The sequence below is a fragment of the Bacillus sp. FSL K6-6540 genome, assembly GCF_038007545.1.
Map to the genome: position 1 here is coordinate 4,795,037 of NZ_JBBOXH010000001.1, position 20,078 is coordinate 4,815,114.

17 protein-coding genes are annotated in these 20,078 nt (G+C 50.9%); 1 reads left to right on the plus strand and 16 read right to left on the minus strand.

The annotated features are described in order from the left end of the window. Window position 1: 1 nt before the first annotated feature. The 14 genes from fliI to sucC form a co-directional block, all read right to left on the minus strand. Entirely contained in the window at window positions 2-1,321 is a 1,320-nt protein-coding gene (fliI, locus tag MHH82_RS21185) for a flagellar protein export ATPase FliI (protein WP_009594717.1), read from the minus strand. After that, on the minus strand, window positions 1,305-2,159 hold the full coding sequence (locus MHH82_RS21190; protein WP_015736329.1) for a FliH/SctL family protein: 855 nt from the start codon (window positions 2,157-2,159) through the stop codon (window positions 1,305-1,307). The genes fliI and MHH82_RS21190 overlap by 17 nt, the downstream gene beginning before the upstream one ends. Then, window positions 2,152-3,168, minus strand: a complete 1,017-nt coding sequence (gene fliG / locus MHH82_RS21195; protein ID WP_015736330.1) for a flagellar motor switch protein FliG — start codon at window positions 3,166-3,168, stop codon at window positions 2,152-2,154. Before fliG ends, MHH82_RS21190 begins: the two co-directional genes overlap by 8 nt. Window positions 3,169-3,179: 11 nt before the next feature. Continuing rightward, the gene (fliF, locus tag MHH82_RS21200; RefSeq protein WP_009594716.1) at window positions 3,180-4,760 is read right to left on the minus strand and encodes a flagellar basal-body MS-ring/collar protein FliF; all 1,581 of its coding nucleotides are present in this window, start codon (window positions 4,758-4,760) and stop codon (window positions 3,180-3,182) included. Window positions 4,761-4,794: 34 nt separating this feature from the next. Further along, the gene (gene fliE, locus MHH82_RS21205) at window positions 4,795-5,103 is read right to left on the minus strand and encodes a flagellar hook-basal body complex protein FliE (protein ID WP_009594713.1); all 309 of its coding nucleotides are present in this window, start codon (window positions 5,101-5,103) and stop codon (window positions 4,795-4,797) included. A gap of 44 nt (window positions 5,104-5,147) precedes the next feature. Next, window positions 5,148-5,597, minus strand: coding sequence for a flagellar basal body rod protein FlgC (flgC, locus tag MHH82_RS21210; RefSeq protein WP_009594707.1), 450 nt, complete (start codon window positions 5,595-5,597; stop codon window positions 5,148-5,150). A gap of 6 nt (window positions 5,598-5,603) precedes the next feature. Beyond that, window positions 5,604-6,011 (minus strand): flagellar basal body rod protein FlgB, encoded by a 408-nt coding sequence (gene flgB, locus MHH82_RS21215; protein WP_015736331.1) that lies wholly within the window; start codon window positions 6,009-6,011, stop codon window positions 5,604-5,606. Window positions 6,012-6,468: 457 nt separating this feature from the next. Continuing rightward, window positions 6,469-7,875 (minus strand): ATP-dependent protease ATPase subunit HslU, encoded by a 1,407-nt coding sequence (gene hslU, locus MHH82_RS21220; protein WP_015736332.1) that lies wholly within the window; start codon window positions 7,873-7,875, stop codon window positions 6,469-6,471. 49 nt (window positions 7,876-7,924) lie between these two features. Further along, window positions 7,925-8,467, minus strand: a complete 543-nt coding sequence (gene hslV, locus MHH82_RS21225; RefSeq protein WP_006211334.1) for an ATP-dependent protease subunit HslV — start codon at window positions 8,465-8,467, stop codon at window positions 7,925-7,927. Window positions 8,468-8,496: 29 nt separating this feature from the next. Further along, entirely contained in the window at window positions 8,497-9,831 is a 1,335-nt protein-coding gene (gene trmFO, locus MHH82_RS21230) for an FADH(2)-oxidizing methylenetetrahydrofolate--tRNA-(uracil(54)-C(5))-methyltransferase TrmFO (protein WP_445661977.1), read from the minus strand. A 15-nt stretch (window positions 9,832-9,846) separates the two neighbouring features. After that, a complete protein-coding gene (topA, locus tag MHH82_RS21235; protein WP_015736334.1) occupies window positions 9,847-11,946 on the minus strand; it encodes a type I DNA topoisomerase in 2,100 nt (699 codons plus the stop codon). Between the two features lie 36 nt (window positions 11,947-11,982). Continuing rightward, window positions 11,983-13,158, minus strand: coding sequence for a DNA-processing protein DprA (gene dprA / locus MHH82_RS21240; protein WP_145037589.1), 1,176 nt, complete (start codon window positions 13,156-13,158; stop codon window positions 11,983-11,985). Between the two features lie 128 nt (window positions 13,159-13,286). After that, window positions 13,287-14,216: a succinate--CoA ligase subunit alpha gene (gene sucD, locus MHH82_RS21245; protein ID WP_009594770.1), complete on the minus strand. Its 930-nt coding sequence runs from the start codon at window positions 14,214-14,216 to the stop codon at window positions 13,287-13,289. A gap of 96 nt (window positions 14,217-14,312) precedes the next feature. Further along, entirely contained in the window at window positions 14,313-15,473 is a 1,161-nt protein-coding gene (sucC, locus tag MHH82_RS21250; RefSeq protein ID WP_009594712.1) for an ADP-forming succinate--CoA ligase subunit beta, read from the minus strand. A 499-nt stretch (window positions 15,474-15,972) separates the two neighbouring features. Between sucC and MHH82_RS21255 the strand changes: the two genes are divergently transcribed. Further along, entirely contained in the window at window positions 15,973-18,213 is a 2,241-nt protein-coding gene (locus MHH82_RS21255) for a helix-turn-helix domain-containing protein (protein WP_015736336.1), read from the plus strand. 21 nt (window positions 18,214-18,234) lie between these two features. Here the strand turns inward: MHH82_RS21255 and MHH82_RS21260 are convergent, their stop codons facing one another. Next, on the minus strand, window positions 18,235-19,098 hold the full coding sequence (locus tag MHH82_RS21260; protein WP_015736337.1) for a carbohydrate ABC transporter permease: 864 nt from the start codon (window positions 19,096-19,098) through the stop codon (window positions 18,235-18,237). Between the two features lie 12 nt (window positions 19,099-19,110). After that, window positions 19,111-20,004 (minus strand): ABC transporter permease, encoded by an 894-nt coding sequence (locus tag MHH82_RS21265; RefSeq protein ID WP_235201591.1) that lies wholly within the window; start codon window positions 20,002-20,004, stop codon window positions 19,111-19,113. Window positions 20,005-20,078: the final 74 nt, after the last annotated feature.

The window sequence follows — 20,078 nt, forward strand, 5'->3', positions numbered from 1 at the left end:
GTCATCTCCTTGAAAACTCGGAAATCAAACGTTCCTGAACCTCATCCAATGTGGTCTTCTCATTCACTTTTTGTTTCGTAAAATCCCAAATTCGGCCGATGTATTCGATCGATTCATCGATGTCGGCATTCGAGCCCTGTTGGTAAGCTCCGATATTGATCAAATCCTCCGAGTCCTTGTAGATCGCCATCAAACGCTTTACGTTCTCGGAAGCATCGATTTGTTCCTCAGGCGAGATGTCTTTCATGACCCGGCTAATGCTGGCCAACACGTCGATCGCCGGAAAATGGCCTTTGTTCGCGATATTCCGGTTCAGGACGATGTGACCATCCAGTATCCCCCTGACCGCGTCCGCGATCGGTTCGTTCATGTCGTCGCCGTCTACCAGCACCGTGTAAAAAGCGGTGATCGAACCCGTCGGACCCGTGCCTGCGCGTTCCAGAAGCTTCGGCAGACTGGCAAATACCGACGGAGTGTAACCGCGCATCGCCGGCGGTTCCCCTACGGCAAGCCCGACTTCGCGCTGTGCCATCGCATAACGGGTAACCGAATCCATCATCAGCATCACGTTCAGGCCGCGATCCCTGAAATATTCGGCGATCGTGGTGGCGATCAAGGCTCCCTTAATGCGGATGAGCGCCGGTTGATCCGAGGTGGCCACGATCACAACGGACCGTTTCAACCCTTCGGGACCCAGGTCCCGCTCGATGAAATCAAGCACCTCTCGTCCCCGTTCACCAATCAAGGCAATGACATTGACATCGGCTGAGGTATTGCGCGCGATCATCCCCATCAGGGTACTCTTCCCGACGCCGGAGCCGGCGAATATGCCGACCCGCTGGCCTTTGCCGATGGAGAGCAATCCGTCAATCGCCCTGACGCCGATGCTGATCGGCTCCTGAACCCTGGGCCGATTAAGCGGGTTCTGCGGAACGTTATGGGTGGAATAATGCGGCATGCGTGCCGGAATAATGGATCCGTCGAGCGGTTGTCCCAATCCGTCCAGTACTTTGCCAAGCAGCTCCGAACCGACCTGCACGCTCAACGGTTTGCCTGTGCCCACTACATCGCAGCCCGGGCCAATGGAGTGAAGCTCGCCGAGAGGCATCAGCAGCACTTTATTATCTCTGAAACCCACGACCTCCGCCTTGAGCGGCTTGGATTGCTTCGTGGGATAGATGTAGCATACGTCGCCGATACTGGCATCCGGCCCTTCGGACTCCACCATCAATCCGATGACCTGCGTAACCTTGCCGTTGATGCGGACGGGATCCAGATGTTTCAGATGGTCCATGTACCGGGCGCTATTCAGCTTCTTCATCTTGATTTCTCCGTTCCTCGACATCAAGGGCGATCCGTACGAGTTCTTTTTTGATCTCGGCCAGCTGTGTATCGATGCGTGCGTCCACGCTTCCGAAGGAAGACCGGATGACGCAGCCGCGATCCTTAACCGTGGAGTCCGGCAAAATTTGAAGCTCCGCCTGGGAGTCGATCGATAATCCGAGTTCTTCCCGCGCGGCGTATACGAATTCGAACTGATCGGGAGCTACGCAGAGGGAAATGATTCCTTTTTCCCGCTTGCGCGCCAGGTTCTTTCGAATCAGCTCCAGCGTGAATTCCGGTTCAATCGTAAGCTGACGATCCAGCACTTTCTCCGCAATGCTGCAGCTGAGCTCCACCAAAAACGGCTCCGCTTCCTGGATCAGATCTTCCTTGGCTTGGTGCGCGAGCTGAAGCAGCTCGCTCGCTTGCACCGTCGCCTGCTCCATCAGTTCCTTCATCTCAAGCTCCGCCTTGGCAGAGCCCTCCGCATATCCTTGATTAAAACCTTCCATTTTCAGCGTTTCGGACAAGTCCTCATCCTGAAGCCTTCTTTCGGTCCACCAAGCCTCAATCTGCTCCTGCGCTTCGGTCAGCAGACGCTGCGCCTCTTCCGAGGCCTCCCGGATTTGCCTTTCGGCAAACTCCTGAGCGTCTTCCAGCATTTCATGCTTCAAACGTTCGGCTTCAGCAAGCGTTTGTACAGCGGCCGGCTCGGCCGTCGGCGGTGCAGGCTCCTCCACCGTTTCCTCGGTTGGCGAAGCGTAACGACGAGCAAGATCCAACTCTTTCAACACATCCATCGGTTTATAGTGGGACGATTTGATCAAGTTAGACAATGATGTCATCTCCTCCGCCGCGGGCAATAATAACCTCGCCCGCTTCTTCGAGTCTCCGGATCGTGCTTACGATCCGAGTCTGGGCTTCCTCCACGTCACGCAGCCGCACCGGTCCCATATATTCCATTTCTTCGCGGAAGGTTTCGGCCATCCGCTTGGACATATTGCGGAAAATAACGTCCCGCACCTCTTCGCTTGCCACCTTGAGCGCAAGCTGCAGGTCCGCATTCTCGACATCGCGGATGATGCGCTGTATCGAACGGTTGTCCACGTTGACGATGTCTTCGAATACAAACATCCGCTTCTTGATTTCTTCAGCAAGCTCGGGATCCTGGATCTCCAGGGAGTCGAGGATCGTCCGTTCCGTTCCGCGGTCCACGCCGTTCAGTATTTGAACGATCGACTCGATGCCGCCCGCACTGGTGTAATCCTGCGTCACCGTAGCCGACAGCTTCTGTTCCAGCACGCGCTCCACCTGAGCGATGACTTCCGGCGAAGTGCTGTCCATGACTGCAACCCTGCGCGCAACTTCCGCCTGCTTCTCCTGCGGGAGCGAAGAGAGGATCGCAGATGCCTGCTCGTATTGAAGATAAGACAAGACGAGGGCGATGGTTTGCGCATTCTCATTCTGGATAAAGTTCAGGATTTGGCTCGGGTCCGCTTTACGGGCGAAGTCAAACGGCCTTACTTGAAGCGTTGCCGTCAGCCTGTTGATCACTTCCATCGCTTTTTGCTGTCCAAGCGCCTTCTCCAAAATTTCCTTCGCGTAATTGATACCGCCCTGCGAGATGTATTCCTGGGCCAGGCAAATTTGATGGAACTCCTGAATAATGCTATCTTTCTCGACGCTGTCGACTTTGCGAACGTTCGCAATCTCGAGCGTTAATTGTTCAATTTCTTCATCTCGAAGATGCTTAAATATTTGAGCAGACACTTCCGGGCCAAGTGTAATGAGCAGTATAGCCGCTTTTTGACGTCCGCTTAACATTTGGTTATTTCCCTTAGCCAATGCTTCCACCTCTATTCCTCAGCTAGCCATGTGCGAAGTAAATTCACGAATTCATCTGGCTTCTTCTTCGCCAAGGTTTCGAGCTGCTTACGAACCTGGCTTTCATTGGTTATACTTTCGAGATTAATCGACGGGAATTCCGTAACAGGCGGAAGCTGGATATCCTCTTCAAGCTCCTCCTGCTGCTGTCTGCGTCTGCGGATGAAGAAATAGGTTCCTCCCGCAATCAATGCCAACGCAGCGATACCGATTCCCCATAATACAGGCTGTGAAAATACGGATTTCGGATTTTCATCCGCATTTACATTAAATACCTGCGAAATAACCGAAACTTTTTTGGACAAATCAGCGTCTGTATAAGTAGAGTCTGAATCCGAAAGCGATGCTCTTACAATATTGACCAGGATGTTCTGAATAGCCGTTCTTGTGGCATCATCCAAAGTTTGTTGCCCGGCAGGTGGTTCAACCGAGACATTAATGGTTAAATCTTTAACAGTATATGGACTTGCAATGATATCCTTCGTAATCCGGTTAACCTCATAGTTAACGGTTTTGGAGAGCTCTTCCGAATTCGTTTCTCCGCTTCCAGAATCGCTTGGATATCCCGGAACGGCCTCTTCGCCTACGCCGGCCACGCCGCCTGTAGGACTGCCGGTTCCCGAATAGTTCTTCTGGATCTCCTGAACGCTGAGCTCAATCCCCTTCATTTCTTCTTCATCCACAGGGGTTACGATGTTTTCCTTGCTTTGCACCTGATCAAAGTTCAGTTTGGAAGCTACAAGAACATTGACTTTATTCGAACCCATGTACTGCGAGAGGAATTGCTGGACATTTTGTCTTACGTCGTTTTCGAATTTTTTCTGGAGCGCGAAATTTTCTTCCACCTTGCCGATCAATCCGCCTTGACCGCCTTTAGCTGTTGCGAGCAGCTCGACTTCGTCATTGGTGATCGTAATGTTCTCGATCGGCAAATTGGGAATGGCCGTTTTCACGAGGTTGTAGTACCCGTCTATGACTTCCTGATTAGGACGATAGCCCGGTTTAAACTGTACAACCACGGAAGCGCTGGCCTGATCCTCGTTTCCGTTTTTCGCGAACACACTTTCTTTAGGCAGGTTCAACAATACCGTTGCGTCCTGAACGCCCTGCATCTTCTCCAGCAGCCGTTCGACTTCGCCATTCAGTGCATTTACATATTTCACTTCGAATTCGTTATCCGTCATCCCGATGGCTGACGCATTCTTCTCGAAGGTTTCGAATCCGATCGTGCCATTCTGCACCAGTCCCTGTGATCCTACATCGATCTGGACTTTAGCCGCGCTTGTGCTCGGAACCAGAATGCTTCTGCCGTCCTCGCTCAGCTTGTAGGAAATCCCCTGGGTCTCCAGGTGGCTGATGATGCCTGCGGCGTCGCTGGAATTCAGATCCCGGAATGCTACCTCATACTTCGTCTTAGAGAACTGCATCGTTAGTACGACTAGAGCAATTAGAACAAATGCTACGGTAGCGATTAACATTATTTTTTGTTTGTTACTGAATTGGTTCCAATACTGGGTCATTCTCTCCCGATATTGGGTAATTCTCTCGTTCACATTGTCACCCCATCCGAAACTTTGCTAGAAACATTTAGATTTGCGTGCGCATGATCTCTTGATAGGCTTCTACCACTTTGTTTCGGACCTGTGTCGTGAGCTGAATGCTCAACAGAGCCTGTTGGGCGGATATCATCGCCTGATCTACGTTTACTTGTCCAATCATTAATTTATCGCTCATCACGTGTGCGTTCTGTTCCTGCGCGGCCACGGAGTTCAGTGCTTCATTCAGGTAAGAGCCAAAATCTCGAATCGATTCGGAAGGAGTCGCACCATTTTTCACTTGCTCCTGCATTTGCAGCGGCTGTACACCCTGAACACTGAACATTGCATTCTGAATCATCTCTCTCTCCTCCTACTATGCTGGTCTATGTATATATCCTCGTATTATCTTCCGATCTCCAAAGCCTTCATGATCATCGCTTTCGAAGCGTTTATCGCCGTAACGTTAGCCTCGTATGAACGGGTAGCTGCAAGCATATCCACCATTTCCTTCGTGATATCGACGTTAGGCATAAAGACATAGCCTTCCGCATTTGCATCCGGATGTGTGGGGTTATATACCTGCTTCAACGGGGATTGATCTTCCCGCACCTGCGCAACCTTGACCCCTTGCCCTGCATTTTGACCGTTCATCTGGGCTCTGAGAAGCCCTTCGAAGGATTCCTGCTGCGGCTGAAACACAACCGTTTTTCGACGATACGGAACGGCTTGTCCATTCTCGATTCGCGCGCGCGTGGTTTCCGCATTGGCTATGTTGGAGGAGATAACATCCATTCGAAGCCGTTGTGCCGTTAGAGCTGATGCATTAATTCCGAAGCTATTGCTAATATTCATGAATCCCTATCTCCCTTCAATAGCTGTACGCATCATTCGAATCTGCTCATTTACAGCTTGTATGTACGAATTATAACGAAGCTGATTCTCTGCAAGCAGCGACATTTCTCTGTCTGCATCGACATTATTCTGGTTGTTATTCATGGAACTGCTGCCGTCCTTTATGACCGAAGCATCCGGGATTGACCCGGTTGGACCAATGACAAAATGCCTGGGATCCGTTCTTCTGCCCTGAAGCGACAACTGGGCTCCATCCATTTCTTTCTTCAGAAGACTCTCAAAGGATACTTCGGATCTCTTAAAATGAGGTGTATCCACGTTCGCGATGTTGTTTGCAATCACGTTGTTCCTGAGATTCGCTGCATCCAAACCGCTTTGAAGCCGTTGAAAAGAACTATTATTCAACAGATTCACTAGCTCATTCCTCCTGACTGGATTTGCCGAAAGGTATTCCACTCTTCCTAGCTAAACCCTCTTTTTTCGACAAATAATATAATCCGTACGAACTAACCTAGGTCTTAAGTAGAAAAAGACAACATGATGTCACATAAACTAAGTTTCTTAAAGATTGGGACTTTTTACAATAAGAAAAAAGCCCTATCTTTTACCAAAAAGAAGGGCTTTGTGTTCATTTTTATCCGATTTTTTTCTATATTATTGCAAATCGTACCACTAAATCTGTAAATTTTAAGTGAATTTACCCGCTAGGTAGGTCCTGTTCCCATCCTGAATATTCACAAAAAATTACGAAATCCGTCCCGATCCCTTCCAACATGCGAAAGCACTTCGACATCCTGCAAGAAAGACCGGGATGAATATCGACAATTATCTCCTTTTTGCATACCCGGCAGATAGACCTATACGAATGCAACTACAGAATATACTGGCTCAGGTCCCGATCCTGGGCGATGCCGGCAAGTTTCTCCCGGACATACTGCGGGGTGATCACCATCCGGTCCAGCGTCAATTCAGGCGCTTCAAACGACAGATCCTCCAACAGCTTCTCCAATATCGTATGGAGCCTCCGTGCGCCGATATTCTCCGTGTTCTGGTTTACCGAGGCCGCGATTTGGGCAATCTCCCGGATCGCTTCCGGCGAAAACTCGATTTCCAGGTCTTCGGTACGCAGCAGATTGACGTATTGTTTGGTCAATGCGTTTTTCGGCTCGGTCAAAATGGACACAAAATCGTCGAGCGACAAACTGTTCAGCTCTACCCGAATCGGAAAACGACCCTGAAGCTCGGGAATCAAATCCGACGGCTTCGCGATATGGAATGCGCCAGCAGCAATAAACAGGACAAAGTCCGTTTTTACCGGCCCGTATTTCGTCATGATCGTGGAGCCTTCCACGATAGGCAGAATGTCGCGCTGCACGCCTTCCCTGGACACATCAGGACCCGATTGACGGCCCTGGCTGGCAACCTTGTCGATTTCGTCGATGAAAATAATCCCGGATTGCTCGGCCCGGCGTATGGATTCCTGGATGACATCATCCATATCAATGAGCTTGCCTGCTTCTTCCTGCGTTAGCACTTTTCTGGCTTCCTTGACGGACAGCTTGCGGCGCTTCGTACGCTTCGGCATCAGGTTGCCGAACATTTCCTGCATATTCATGCCCATCTGATCGTTGCCCTGTCCGGCAAACATGTCGAACATATTCGGTGCGGCATCCTCCACATCGATCTCAATCGTTTCGTCTTCAAGCTTGCCGGACAGCAGGTTAAAGCGCACCTGTCTCCGCTTCTCTTTAAGACTAACGTCCTTATCGTCCGCATCTTCCTCATCAGCCTGGGTTTCGTTGTTTCCACCGCCAAATAGCATCTCAAAGGGGTTACGCTGGCTCTTCTGGCCTTTGGTTGAAGGCGCCAACAGCTGAACGATCCGCTCGTTCGCCATTTCCTCGGCTTTGTCCTTAACCTTCTCCGTACGTTCCAGCTTCACCATCCGGATCGCGGTTTCCACCAGATCCCGTACCATGGACTCCACATCACGGCCGACATAACCAACCTCGGTAAACTTCGTCGCCTCAACCTTGACGAACGGTGCATGGACCAGCTTGGCAAGCCTTCTCGCAATTTCCGTTTTGCCGACGCCGGTAGGACCGATCATCAGAATGTTCTTCGGTACGATTTCGTCCCGCTCGTCATCGGTCAGCAGACTCCGGCGATAACGGTTCCGAAGTGCGACAGCGACCGATTTTTTAGCGTCCTTCTGGCCTACGATGTATTTATCCAGCTCGGATACAATCTGTCTAGGCGTCATCGATTCTTTACTCATCGCGAATACCTCCACCCCTGATATGGCTATATGTTGCTGCATGGCCCTCTTACAGCTCTTCAACAATAATGTTGCTGTTCGTGTAGACACACACCTCAGAAGCGATCTGAAGGGCTTCTCTGGCGATGTCTTTTGCTTCCATATGTCCTGCATGGCGCTTAAGCGCACGTCCGGCAGACAAGGCAAAATTGCCGCCTGACCCAATGGCCAGCACATCATCATCAGGCTCGATGATTTCGCCGCCGCCGGAAATCAGCAGCATCCCCGTTTTGTCCATAACAATCATCAAGGCTTCAAGTTTGCGGAGCACCCGGTCTTGACGCCAGTCCTTCGCAAGCTCGACAGCGGCCCGCTGCAGGTTTCCATGGTGCTCCTCCAGCTTGCCTTCGAATTTCTCAAACAACGTGATCGCATCCGCCACAGAACCGGCAAAACCGGCGACAACTTGTCCCCGGTAAAGACGGCGCACTTTCTTGGCGGTCTGCTTCATGACTACACTTTCACCGAATGTGACTTGGCCATCGCCGGCTATAGCTGCCGTGCCATTGTGCCGCACTGCGCAAATCGTCGTGGCGTGAAAAGTCATTTCCATGATGGCAAGACCTCCCTAAGAAAATAAGATTAGATTGTATTTAGTTCATGCTCGCTAATAAATACGCGGACCCCGTCAAGAGCTCGGTTCGCAAGCGCTTCGTTCTTTTCCTTTTTGTTGCGAATCCGCTTCTCTAGGCCCGGAAGAAGACCGAAGTTCGCGTTCATCGGCTGGAAATTATCCGGATCGGCATGGGTGATGTAATAAGCCATGCTCCCGATGGTCGATTCCTGAGGGAATACGATCCTCTCACGCCCCTGAGCCGCCCTTGCCGCATTAATGCCTGCAATCAATCCGGACGCCGCCGATTCAACATACCCTTCGACGCCGGTCATTTGTCCCGCCAGGTACAAATTCGGCCGTGTTTTCACCTGATAGGTTTGCTCCAGCAATTTTGGCGAATTGACAAACGTATTGCGGTGCATGACGCCGTAACGCACAATTTCGGCGTTCTCGAGTCCCGGTATCATGGAAATGATCCGCTTCTGTTCGCCCCACTTCAAATGGGTCTGGAAACCGACAAGATTATAGAGGGTTCCTGCCGCATTATCCTGACGGAGCTGCACCACAGCATGCGGCAGCTTGCCTGTATGCGGGTTCACCAATCCAACAGGCTTCATCGGGCCGAACAAGGCGGTTTGTTTGCCACGCTTCATCATGACCTCGATCGGCATGCAGCCCTCAAAATAAATCTCCTTCTCAAACTCTTTCAACTGTGCGACTTCCGCATTGATTAGAGCGTCATAGAAAGCGTCAAACTCTTCTTCCGTCATGGGACAATTCAGATAAGCCGCTTCGCCTTTATCATAACGGGATGCCAGATAGACCTTGCTCATATCGATGGAATCCTTCTCCACGATCGGAGCAGCCGCATCGTAAAAATAGAAATAGTCTTCGCCCATCAGCTCGCGGATTTGCGACGACAATGCCGGCGAAGTCAGCGGTCCCGTAGCAATAACAACGATGCCTTCTTCAGGTATATGCTGAATTTCTTCATTTACGACCTCGATTAATGGATGCTGATGCAAGGTTTCCGTAATTTCTCCGGAGAAGCCGTCGCGGTCGACGGCCAATGCGCCGCCAGCCGGGACGGAATTGCGGTCAGCCGATCCGATGACGAGGGAATTCAGCATCCGCATCTCTTCCTTCAATACGCCGACCGCATTGGTTAATCCGTTCGCCCGAAGCGAATTACTGCATACAAGCTCGGCGAACTTGTCCGTATGATGAGCCGGCGTCTTTACGACCGGCCGCATCTCGTATAGTGTAACGGGTACGCCTCGGCTGGCGATCTGCCAGGCAGCTTCACTGCCAGCAAGTCCTGCCCCGATAACCGTAACCCTCTGTGAATCTGTCAACGTCATTACCCCCTGTATGCCTTACAAATCTGCTGCTTCGTCCTGTTCCTCGACCATTTCGGAATAATCGCAAGAGGTACACTGAAGCTTGATGCCTTGCTTGCTTTTCTTCTCTACCATTAAACTGCTGCAATTCGGACACGGCTTCGTTGACGGTTTATCCCATGATACAAAGTCGCATTCGGGATACCGGTCACAGCCAAAGAAGACGCGCCCCTTCTTGCTCCGTCGTTCCACGACATGGCCTTCCTTGCATTTCGGGCAAGATACGCCGATGTCCTTCACGATCGGCTTGGTATTCCGGCATTCCGGGAAGCCAGAGCAGGCAAGAAACTTACCGAAACGGCCAAGCTTATAAACCAGGGGCTTGCCGCATTTTTCGCAGATCTCATCGGAAACCTCATCTTCGATTTCGATTTCCTTCATTTCTTCCTCTGCTACTTCAAGCCGCTTCTCAAAGGACTCATAGAACTCTGCCAATACCTTGACCCAGTCCTCGGAGCCTTCCTCCACATGGTCGAGATCCTCTTCCATGTTCGCCGTAAACTCCACATTGAGGATTTCGGGGAAGAACTGCTCCATCTGCTCGATGACAAGCTCGCCGAGCTCGGTCGGCATGAATTTTTTTTCTTCGATGGCAACGTAGCCTCTCTTCTGGATCGTCTCCAGCGTCGGCGCATACGTACTTGGACGCCCTATGCCTAGCTCCTCCAGCGTTCGGACAAGACGCGCTTCCGTATAACGCGGAGGCGGCTGCGTGAAGTGCTGCTTCGGCTCAATGTCCTGCTTCTCCAGAATGTCTCCTGAATGAAGCTCCGGCAGGTATTTGTCTTCCTCTGTCGTTCCGTCGTCATTGCCTTCAACGTAGACCTTCATGAATCCAGGGAAACGGACCTTCGAACCGGTCGCCCGGAAGACCGTATTCCCGGCAGTGATGTCAACGGAAAGCGTATCCAGTACTGCAGAAGACATCTGGCTTGCGACAAAGCGTTCCCAGACCAGTTTGTACAACCGAAGCTGGTCGCGGCTCATATACGGTTTCATGGATTCCGGATCGCGCAGCACGGACGTTGGACGAATCGCTTCGTGCGCATCCTGGGCGTTGGCTGCTTTTTTCGAATATTGTCTCGGGCTCTCCGGCACGAACGGATCACCGTACTTCTCGGTGATGTATTCTTTCGCTTCTTCTTGAGCCGTGCCTGAGATCCGCGTGGAATCGGTACGCATGTAAGTAATTAAACCGACGGTGCCTTCCTTGCCTAACTCAACACCCTCGTACAGCTGCTGGGCTACCGACATGGTCTTAGCGGCACGGAAACCGAGTTTACGCGCAGCCTCCTGCTGCAAGGAACTCGTCGTAAACGGCGGCGACGGGTGGCGCTGACGCTCACGCTCTTTCACTTCGCCGACCTTAAAGGAAGCATCCCGAATCGCCTCGAGGATTTCATTCACTTCCTGCTCATTGGTCAGTTCCTTCTTCGCGCCGTTTAGCTGCGTGAATTTGGCTTCGAATGCGGAGCCTTTAATCGCCAGCTTAGCCGTTATAGTCCAATATTCTTCCGGAACGAAAGCGCTTATCTCATTCTCGCGGTCGAGAATGATTTTGACGGCTACCGATTGAACCCGGCCGGCCGAAAGACCCTTCTTCACTTTCTTCCATAGAATAGGACTGATCTTGTAACCAACCAATCGGTCCAAAATACGTCTGGCCTGCTGCGCATTAACCAGATCCATGTTAATTTTGCGCGGCGTTTTGAAGGCATCCTTCACGGCCGTTTTCGTTATTTCATTAAATACAACCCGCAGGCTTTGAGTATCATCCAGCTCCAACGCATGCGCAAGATGCCATGCAATGGCTTCCCCTTCGCGATCGGGGTCAGCTGCGAGGTACACTTTTTTCACCTTTTTGCTAGCATCCTTAAGTTCCTTTAAGACAGAACCTTTTCCGCGGATCGTAATGTATTTCGGATTGAAGTCGTTTTCCACCTCAACCCCGATCTGGCTCTTCGGCAAATCGCGAACATGACCCATCGAAGCCTTCACGATATACTTGCTGCCGAGATATTTGCCAATCGTTTTCGCCTTGGCAGGCGACTCTACGATGACGAGTGAATCCGCCACAGGTTCATCCTCCTCTCCAACATTCAAACTTTCCCATTATATGATTTTATATATAGCACCGGGTAATTGGGTAATCTGCTTTTTTATGATTAAAGATAACAGAACTGAATGCAAATGTCCAAAATCCCACCGGGTACGCTCGATCATCTCATCCAGCGACCCGGGACCCTGTTCGAGCATATGGTATATTTGTCGTTCGTCATTTGTCAACCCGGCTAGTTCATCCGGACGCTCCTGACGAGGGGCCCGCCGCTCCTTATTGTATGTATCCGAGACCCCTTTTGGCAACCAGGAATCATATTCTTCTATTATATCCCCGGCTTCCGTGACCATCTTGGCCCCTTGCTTGATCAAATCCAAGGTCCCTCTGCTCTTGGGTGAAGTGAGCGGTCCCGGAACGGAAAACACGTCCCTTCCCGCCTCCAGGGCCAAATCCGCCGTAATCAGCGATCCGCTGCGGGCATCCGCCTCCACCACCACGGTTCCCAGCGTCAGCCCGGCGATGATCCGGTTTCGCTGCGGGAAGAATCCCGGCAGCGCCTTGGTACCCGGCGGGTATTCGGAAATAATAAGCCCTTTAGCTGCGATCTCTTCATAAAGTGAGCGGTTCTCCGGCGGATAAATGACATCGATGCCGGCTCCGAGAACGGCTACCGTCGGCCCGCCGCTTCGCAAAGCGGTTTCGTGCACGACGCTGTCAATGCCTCTGGCCATGCCGCTGACAACCATAAGCCCCGCTCGTGTCAGCGCCTCCGACAGCATCGATGCAACCTTGCGCCCGTAGCCGGTAGGCATTCTTGTGCCGACCATCGCGATCCCCGGCGTGGACAGCAAATGAGGATCCCCTATGCAATACAGAACCCAGGGCGCTTGCGGCGACGATTTCAACATGTCCGGGTAGACAGCATCAAGGGCTGTTATAATACGTATTTTTGTGCGGTTTGTCAAATTCCATACCTTGTCTTCCACTTGTCGAAGCTCGACCTCCTCGTCATTCGACAGTTCGACACGCTTTCTTTCGACGGCGATAGGGAATTCTTTAGCCAGCTTGTTTGCTTTTTCGACAGGCAGACCGCACGCTCTCCAATCCTGCGCATCATAGGACAGCAAGCCTTCATGCAGCTCGCCGTTCAATACCATTCGGTTTATGGTCTTCCATCCGATGCCTTCGCTTTCATGCAATGCAATCAGAAGTAATCTGTCCAGCCTCATCACGCGACCTCCTTAAAATATAAAATCATAAACAAAAAAGCAACCCTTCATTTCCTAATCAGGAAATAAAAGGTTGCTTACCTTAAGTTATAACGTAAATCTGGCCTATTAATGGATAGGTTTAAGCCTTAGTGCGTTGTGCAGGACTCCAAAAGCCCCTTCTCTTCCAGCACGCTAACCAAGGTCGAGCCCATTTCGGCAGGCGTAGGAGCCACTTTGATACCGCATGCTTCAAGCACAGCGATTTTTTCCTTGGCTGTTCCTTTACCGCCGGAAATGATCGCGCCCGCGTGGCCCATGCGTTTCCCTGGAGGCGCTGTTGCGCCGCCAATGAAGCCTACCACCGGCTTGGTCATGTTCGCTTTGATCCACTCAGCCGCTTCTTCCTCAGCGGTTCCGCCGATCTCGCCGATCATGATCACCGCTTTGGTATTCGGATCTTCGTTGAACAGTCTCAGCACATCGATAAACTCCGTCCCTTTGACAGGGTCGCCGCCGATTCCTACGGCGGAGGATTGTCCGATCCCGCGAGCCGTTAGCTGATGAACGGCTTCATAGGTCAAGGTACCGCTCCGCGATACAACCCCGACATGTCCCGGTGTGTGGATATAACCCGGCATGATGCCGATTTTACATTCACCCGGCGTGATGACACCCGGACAGTTAGGTCCGATCAAGCGAGTCTTCTTGCCTTCCATATAACGGGATACCTTTACCATGTCGAGCACCGGAATGCCTTCCGTAATGCAGATCACCAGATCCATCTCGGCATCAACGGCTTCCAGAATGGAGTCGGCCGCAAAAGCAGGCGGTACATAAATGACGCTTGCGGTTGCGCCTGTTTTGGCTTTGGCTTCCTCAACGGTGTTGTAAACCGGCAGTTTGACGGTTTCGCCGTTCTCCAGCGTGATTTCAACTTCGGTTCCGCCTTTGCCGGGCGAAGTTCCGCCGACCATCTGCGTACCGTAATCCAAGGCGCCTTTTGCATGGAACAGGGCTGTTTTACCTGTAATCCCTTGCGTGATAACTTTTGTATTTTTATCGATCAAAATACTCACGATTGATTCACATCCCCTATTGTTATTTGAAAATGAAAGCAACCGCACGGCAGGGCTAAGAAGCCCATCGTGCCATGCCCCTTCAGGAATGAAATATTACTGAACGAGGGAGACGATCTTCTGTGCTCCGTCGGCCATGGAATCAGCAGGCACGATATTCAGACCGGACTCAGCCAAAATCTGCTTGCCGAGGTCTACGTTCGTTCCTTCCAAGCGTACAACAAGCGGACGAGTCAGTCCCAGCTGTTTCGCTGCTTCGACAACACCAGTAGCAATAACGTCGCAACGCATAATGCCGCCGAAAATGTTGACAAAGATTCCTTTTACTTGAGGATCGGACAAAATAATCTTGAAGGCTTCCGTTACCTTCTCCGTTGTTGCGCCGCCCCCAACATCAAGGAAGTTGGCAGGGTCGCCGCCATAATACTTGATGATGTCCATCGTAGCCATGGCAAGACCTGCGCCGTTAACCATACAGCCGATGTTGCCGTCGAGAGCTATGTAACTCAAGTCGTATTTGGACGCTTCGATTTCCTTCTCGTCTTCCTCATCCAGATCGCGCAGTTCCAAGATGTCCTTATGACGGAACAACGCATTGGAATCGAAATTAAGTTTGGCATCGAGAGCCATGACGTTTCCGTCACCGGTTACGACAAGCGGATTGATTTCAGCGATAGAGCAATCCTTCTCTACAAATGCCTTATACAAGGCCAGCATGAACTGAACGGCTTTACCTACCAGTTCATTCGGAATATTAATGGAATACGCTAATTTCCGCGCTTGGAATGTTTGAAGTCCGATCGCCGGATCCACGACTTCTTTGAAAATTTTCTCAGGAGTTGCTGCTGCAACCTCTTCGATTTCGGTACCGCCTTCCTCGGACGCCATCATGACGACACGGCCGGTAGCGCGGTCAACGACCACCCCGATATAGTACTCTTTGCGAATATCGCAGCCCTCTTCAATAAGGAGACGCTTGACTTCCTTGCCTTCCGGACCCGTTTGGTGAGTCACCAACACCTTGCCCAGAATTTCTTCGGCATAAGCACGAACCTCGTCCAGGTTCTTCGCCACTTTAACGCCGCCGGCTTTACCGCGGCCGCCTGCGTGGATCTGCGCTTTGACAACGGTTACGGGACTGCCCAAAGATTGCGCAGCTTCAACTGCTTCTTCCACCGTAAACGCTACCTTGCCGTTCGGAACAGCTACTCCATATTGCTTCAGTACTTGTTTTCCTTGATATTCATGGATATTCATTCTCGAATCCTCCTATCAACATGACTGGAACAAGGCTGGCTGACACGGAACCAATCTATGAAAGTTGGCACTGTCAACCTTTATATATTAAACCCAAGCTATTGTAACATGTTTTTAAAACGCTTACCTTAAAAAGTTCACCGTTTATCCACTCGATTTGGCATGGGTATGATTCCTTCCAGATATAAATTGGAAATATATGTATGCTTAATTGTTTTTTCGCGCGTAATGTATCAAACCTATAATGCCTAACACCACAATGGCAATGCCAAGCAATCCTGCTGCAAGCATAATTAAGATATTTTCCCATAATATCGTCATTTCGATTCTCTCTCCATTCCTCATAGAATTAGTGCATTTGTTACTATTATACCATTAAATCCCTTTTTAGTAAGATCAAACTGTGACGCAGTATAAAACTCTTTATCCTTTCTGTGCGATCCGGTAGAATGATTTGGAAAGAGAAAGACAAGTAGGCGTGTTCATAAGGAGATTCAGCATGAAATGGTTGAAATCGTTTTTTCCGCTTCATTCATTATTCGTCAAAATGTTGGTCTATTTTCTCGTCGTGATTATCCTGCTCTCCTCCTACAACCTATGGTCGATGACCTTCTATTCCCGCAATGTGAACAATGAGATCGTCAAATATAATCTGACCCTGATTCGAAACACCGTCGACAATTTCGAGAAGCAATATTCCACCTGGAAAAGCCTCCTCCTCAACCTTCAGCATAACGAATTCGTCGGCAATATCAGCAGGCAGGCCGATGCCGGCGGAAAGAAAGGAATCGATTATCTGCAGGTTGAAATGGTGACGGATCAGATTCGGACCCTGGTCAGCCAGCCATACTATCACTTGAATAATGTCATGATCTACTACCGGAATCATGCCTTCCTGCTTGAAAGGGACGGCATCGTTAACGATGACCGCATGTTCAAGCATTATTACATCAGCAATTCCTATCCTTACGAGTTCTGGAAAAAGACAGTGCCCGCCAATGGGTTTATGCAAATGCTTCCCAGCAGCACCTTCTCCATCGGGACCGAGAAGAGCGAGGTGCAGCTGCTGCCGTTAGTCGCTGATGTGCAAGGAAGCCCCTGGCGAATCATAGCTTTCGTAAATATGAAAAGCTGGTATGAATCCTATAAAGGAATGGATAGTTCCCGTTTCGTACTGTTGGACCCGAAGGGAACGAAACTGTATGAATCCTCGCCGGACGCGGCTTCCCAGCCGCTTCCGGAATGGGACGGCCAGTCGGATTGGATCATGGAGAAGGGATCGTACTATTTTTTCGAAAAAGGGGCACGCTCCGGTCTTACCTATATCTCCATCATTCCGCACAACGAACTTAATCAAAGCATCAGCCGCATGAACTGGACTGCCGTGCTGTTATTTGCCGCCACCCTGCTAATAGGCACGTTGGCATCGTGGGTCTTCTCTCGCAATATCAACCAACCGCTGAAGAGATTGGTGACGGGGCTGGGCCAAACGGAGATGGAGCTGTATCAAGGAAGCATCGCCGAATTCAGCGCCATTTCCAACCATCTGAAGGGATTGCAGCACGAGCGCAAGATGATCAAGGAATGGATGGACCAAACCAAACCGCTCTTAACCAGCTATCATTATTTGGCACAGTTCAAAAACATTGCCATCGATACCGCCGCTTCCAAAGAACTTTGGGTCGGCGAAGGAGCATTCATGGTCATCGTCTATCAATTGAGGTACCGTCATAACCCGACTCTAAAGCTTGATGCCTTGATGTCACGGGCAACCGGCAAAATCAAGGACATCATCACGCTGCAGATCCAAGAGGCGTTTCCCTTGTCGCACACCCTTCAGATGGAGGGCAAACAAATCTTATCCATCGTGTACACGCAGGAAAAATCAGACACGCTGCAGCAGAGCCTCAGCCAGCTCAAACGGATATTTGATCACGATCAAAGCGCCTATCTCGTGAATATCGCGGTTTCATCCGTCTTCCAGCAAACCTCGGAGTTCGATCAAGCCTATGCGGAAGCCATGTCGCTCCTGCTTCAAGCCCGGCCGCTTGAGGAAACCCAGATTATCTGGGAGAAGGAACTCCGCGGCGATGTAACGGGCTTCACCGCCGAGCAGGAACACGAGTTTTACGTGAATTTGCAGGCGGGCAACGAGAGCAGCTGCCAAATGCTGATCGATCGGGCATTGGAACGGTTGCAGCGACAGGAGGCTACGGCGGATCAGCTGAGCCATTTTGCCAAATCGGTCTCGGTCCGCATGAGAAGAACCGTCGAACTGCTGAAGATCAATACCGACGCGCTTCCGGATTATGCCGATATGCTTGCATACAGCGTAACTCCCGCCCAATACCGGGAAGTCCTTCTGGGCGAGCTTTCCCATGCAACCCAAGCGATCCGCCGGAAACGGGAGGAGCATTACGATATTATCCAATATGTCATTCAGTACCTGGAGTCCCATTACAACGAAGAAATATCGCTCGAGCAGCTCGCTTATAAACTCAACATGTCACCCACCTATCTGTCCGGGTATATTAAAGAGAAGACGGGGAGCAACTTCAGCGACCAATTGAATGCCATCCGGATAACAAAAGCAAAAGAGCTTCTGGAGACGACGAACATGCCGATTCAGGAAGTAGGCAACCGGATCGGCTACCGCAACGTCACTTCCTTTATCCGCATGTTCAAAAAAATAACCGGCCAAACACCAGGCGATTACCGGAAAACCAACTGGATCCGGTAAGGCAGGTGAGCGGCCGGCCGCTTAACCTTTGACGGAGCCGATCAAAGCTCCTTTTACGAAATATTTCTGGATAAACGGGTAAACCAGCAGGATCGGCAGGGTGGACACCATGATGGTAGCGAACTTCAGACCATCCTCCACCACCACGATATCGCCTACAACAGGCCCATCCGTTCCTGTCAATTGGCCCGACAGCACGATGTTTCTTAATATCACCTGCAGCGGCTGCATATCGGCATCCCGCAAATACAGCAGCGGACCCATGAAGTTATTCCACATCCCCACCGCATAATACAATCCGATGGTGGCAAGCACCGGCTTGGAGAGCGGAAGCACAATCCGAAAGAAAATTCCGATCTCGGACAGACCGTCGATTTTGCCGGATTCCTCAAGCTCTTGGGGCATCCCCATGAAGAAAGTCCGCATGATCAGCAGATTCCAGGTGGCTACTGCTCCTGGGAGTACCATGCCCCATATGGTGTTGACAAAGCCCAACTCCTTCACGACCAGAAACGTCGGAATCATGCCGCCGTTGAAAAACATCGTAAACACGATCAGCATCAATATCGGTTTACCCATGACCAGCTTGGCCTTGGACAGCGAATAGGCCCCCAGCGCCGTCACCAACAAGGAAATCGTCGTTCCGAGAACGACATAAATCAGCGTATTCTTGTATCCTTTCAGCACCCGCCCGTCCTCGAACACATACTGATACATGTCCAGGTTGAAGCCCTTCGGCCACAGCCAGACCTCCCCCGAGGCAATGGAGGCGGAATCGCTGAGGGACACGGCCAGCATGTAGACAAACGGGTATAAACACGCCCCTACGACCCCAGTCAATATCAAGGCATTCAGGGCGTCAAACCAATTCCATTTGGGTTTCATCACGTTCCTCCTCTACCAGATGCTGCTTCCGCTGACTCGCCGGCTGAACGCATTTGCCGCGATAATGAAAATAAAGCTGATGATGCCGGTAAACAGATCGATCGCCGTTGCATAGCTGTAGTTGCCTTGCGTTAAGCCTACTCTGTATACGTAAGTAGATATGATATCGGCCGTCTCGTAAGTAGCGGGAGTCGCAAGCAGGTATACCTTCTCAAAGCCGATCTCCAATATTTTTCCGATGTCGAGTATCAGGATGATCACAATCGCCGGGGCGATGCCGGGCAGCGTAATGTTCAGCGTCTGTCTCCACCGGTTCGCTCCGTCCATGCGCGCCGCTTCATAGAGCTGCGGATCGATGGCCGTCAAAGCGGCCAAATAGATAATGGTCCCCCATCCAATATGCTGCCATACGTCCGTCGTCACATAAATCGACCTGAACCAGGAGGCTTCCACCAGAAAGTTGATCCGCTCAAGCCCAATGGCATTCAGCAGCTGGTTGACCACCCCGCCTGTAGGCGACAGAAACATGACCGCGATCCCCGCGACAACCACGTTGGATATGAAATGCGGAAGATAACTGACCGTCTGGACAAATCGCTTCAAGAAAGATTTGCTCACTTCATTAATGAGTAACGCAAGTATGATGGGTGCGGGAAAGCCGAAAATCAGCTTATACAACCCCAGCAGAAATGTATTCCGGAGAACAGGCCAGAAGTCGGGCGTATTAAAAAACATGCTGAAATATTTGAACCCCACCCAATCGCTCTCCGCGATTCCCTTAAACAAGTTGTAGTCCATGAAGGCGATCGAAACGCCGAATATGGGAACATATTTAAAAATGATGTAATACAGAGCACAGGGAAGAAGCAGCAACAGCAGGTATTTATCCCGCTTCACTTTGGTCAAGAAACTCGAATGCCGTGCTTGCAAAAAACGTATCCTCCTTTAGCAGCGAAATCCATGCGGTATCCATAAGCGGC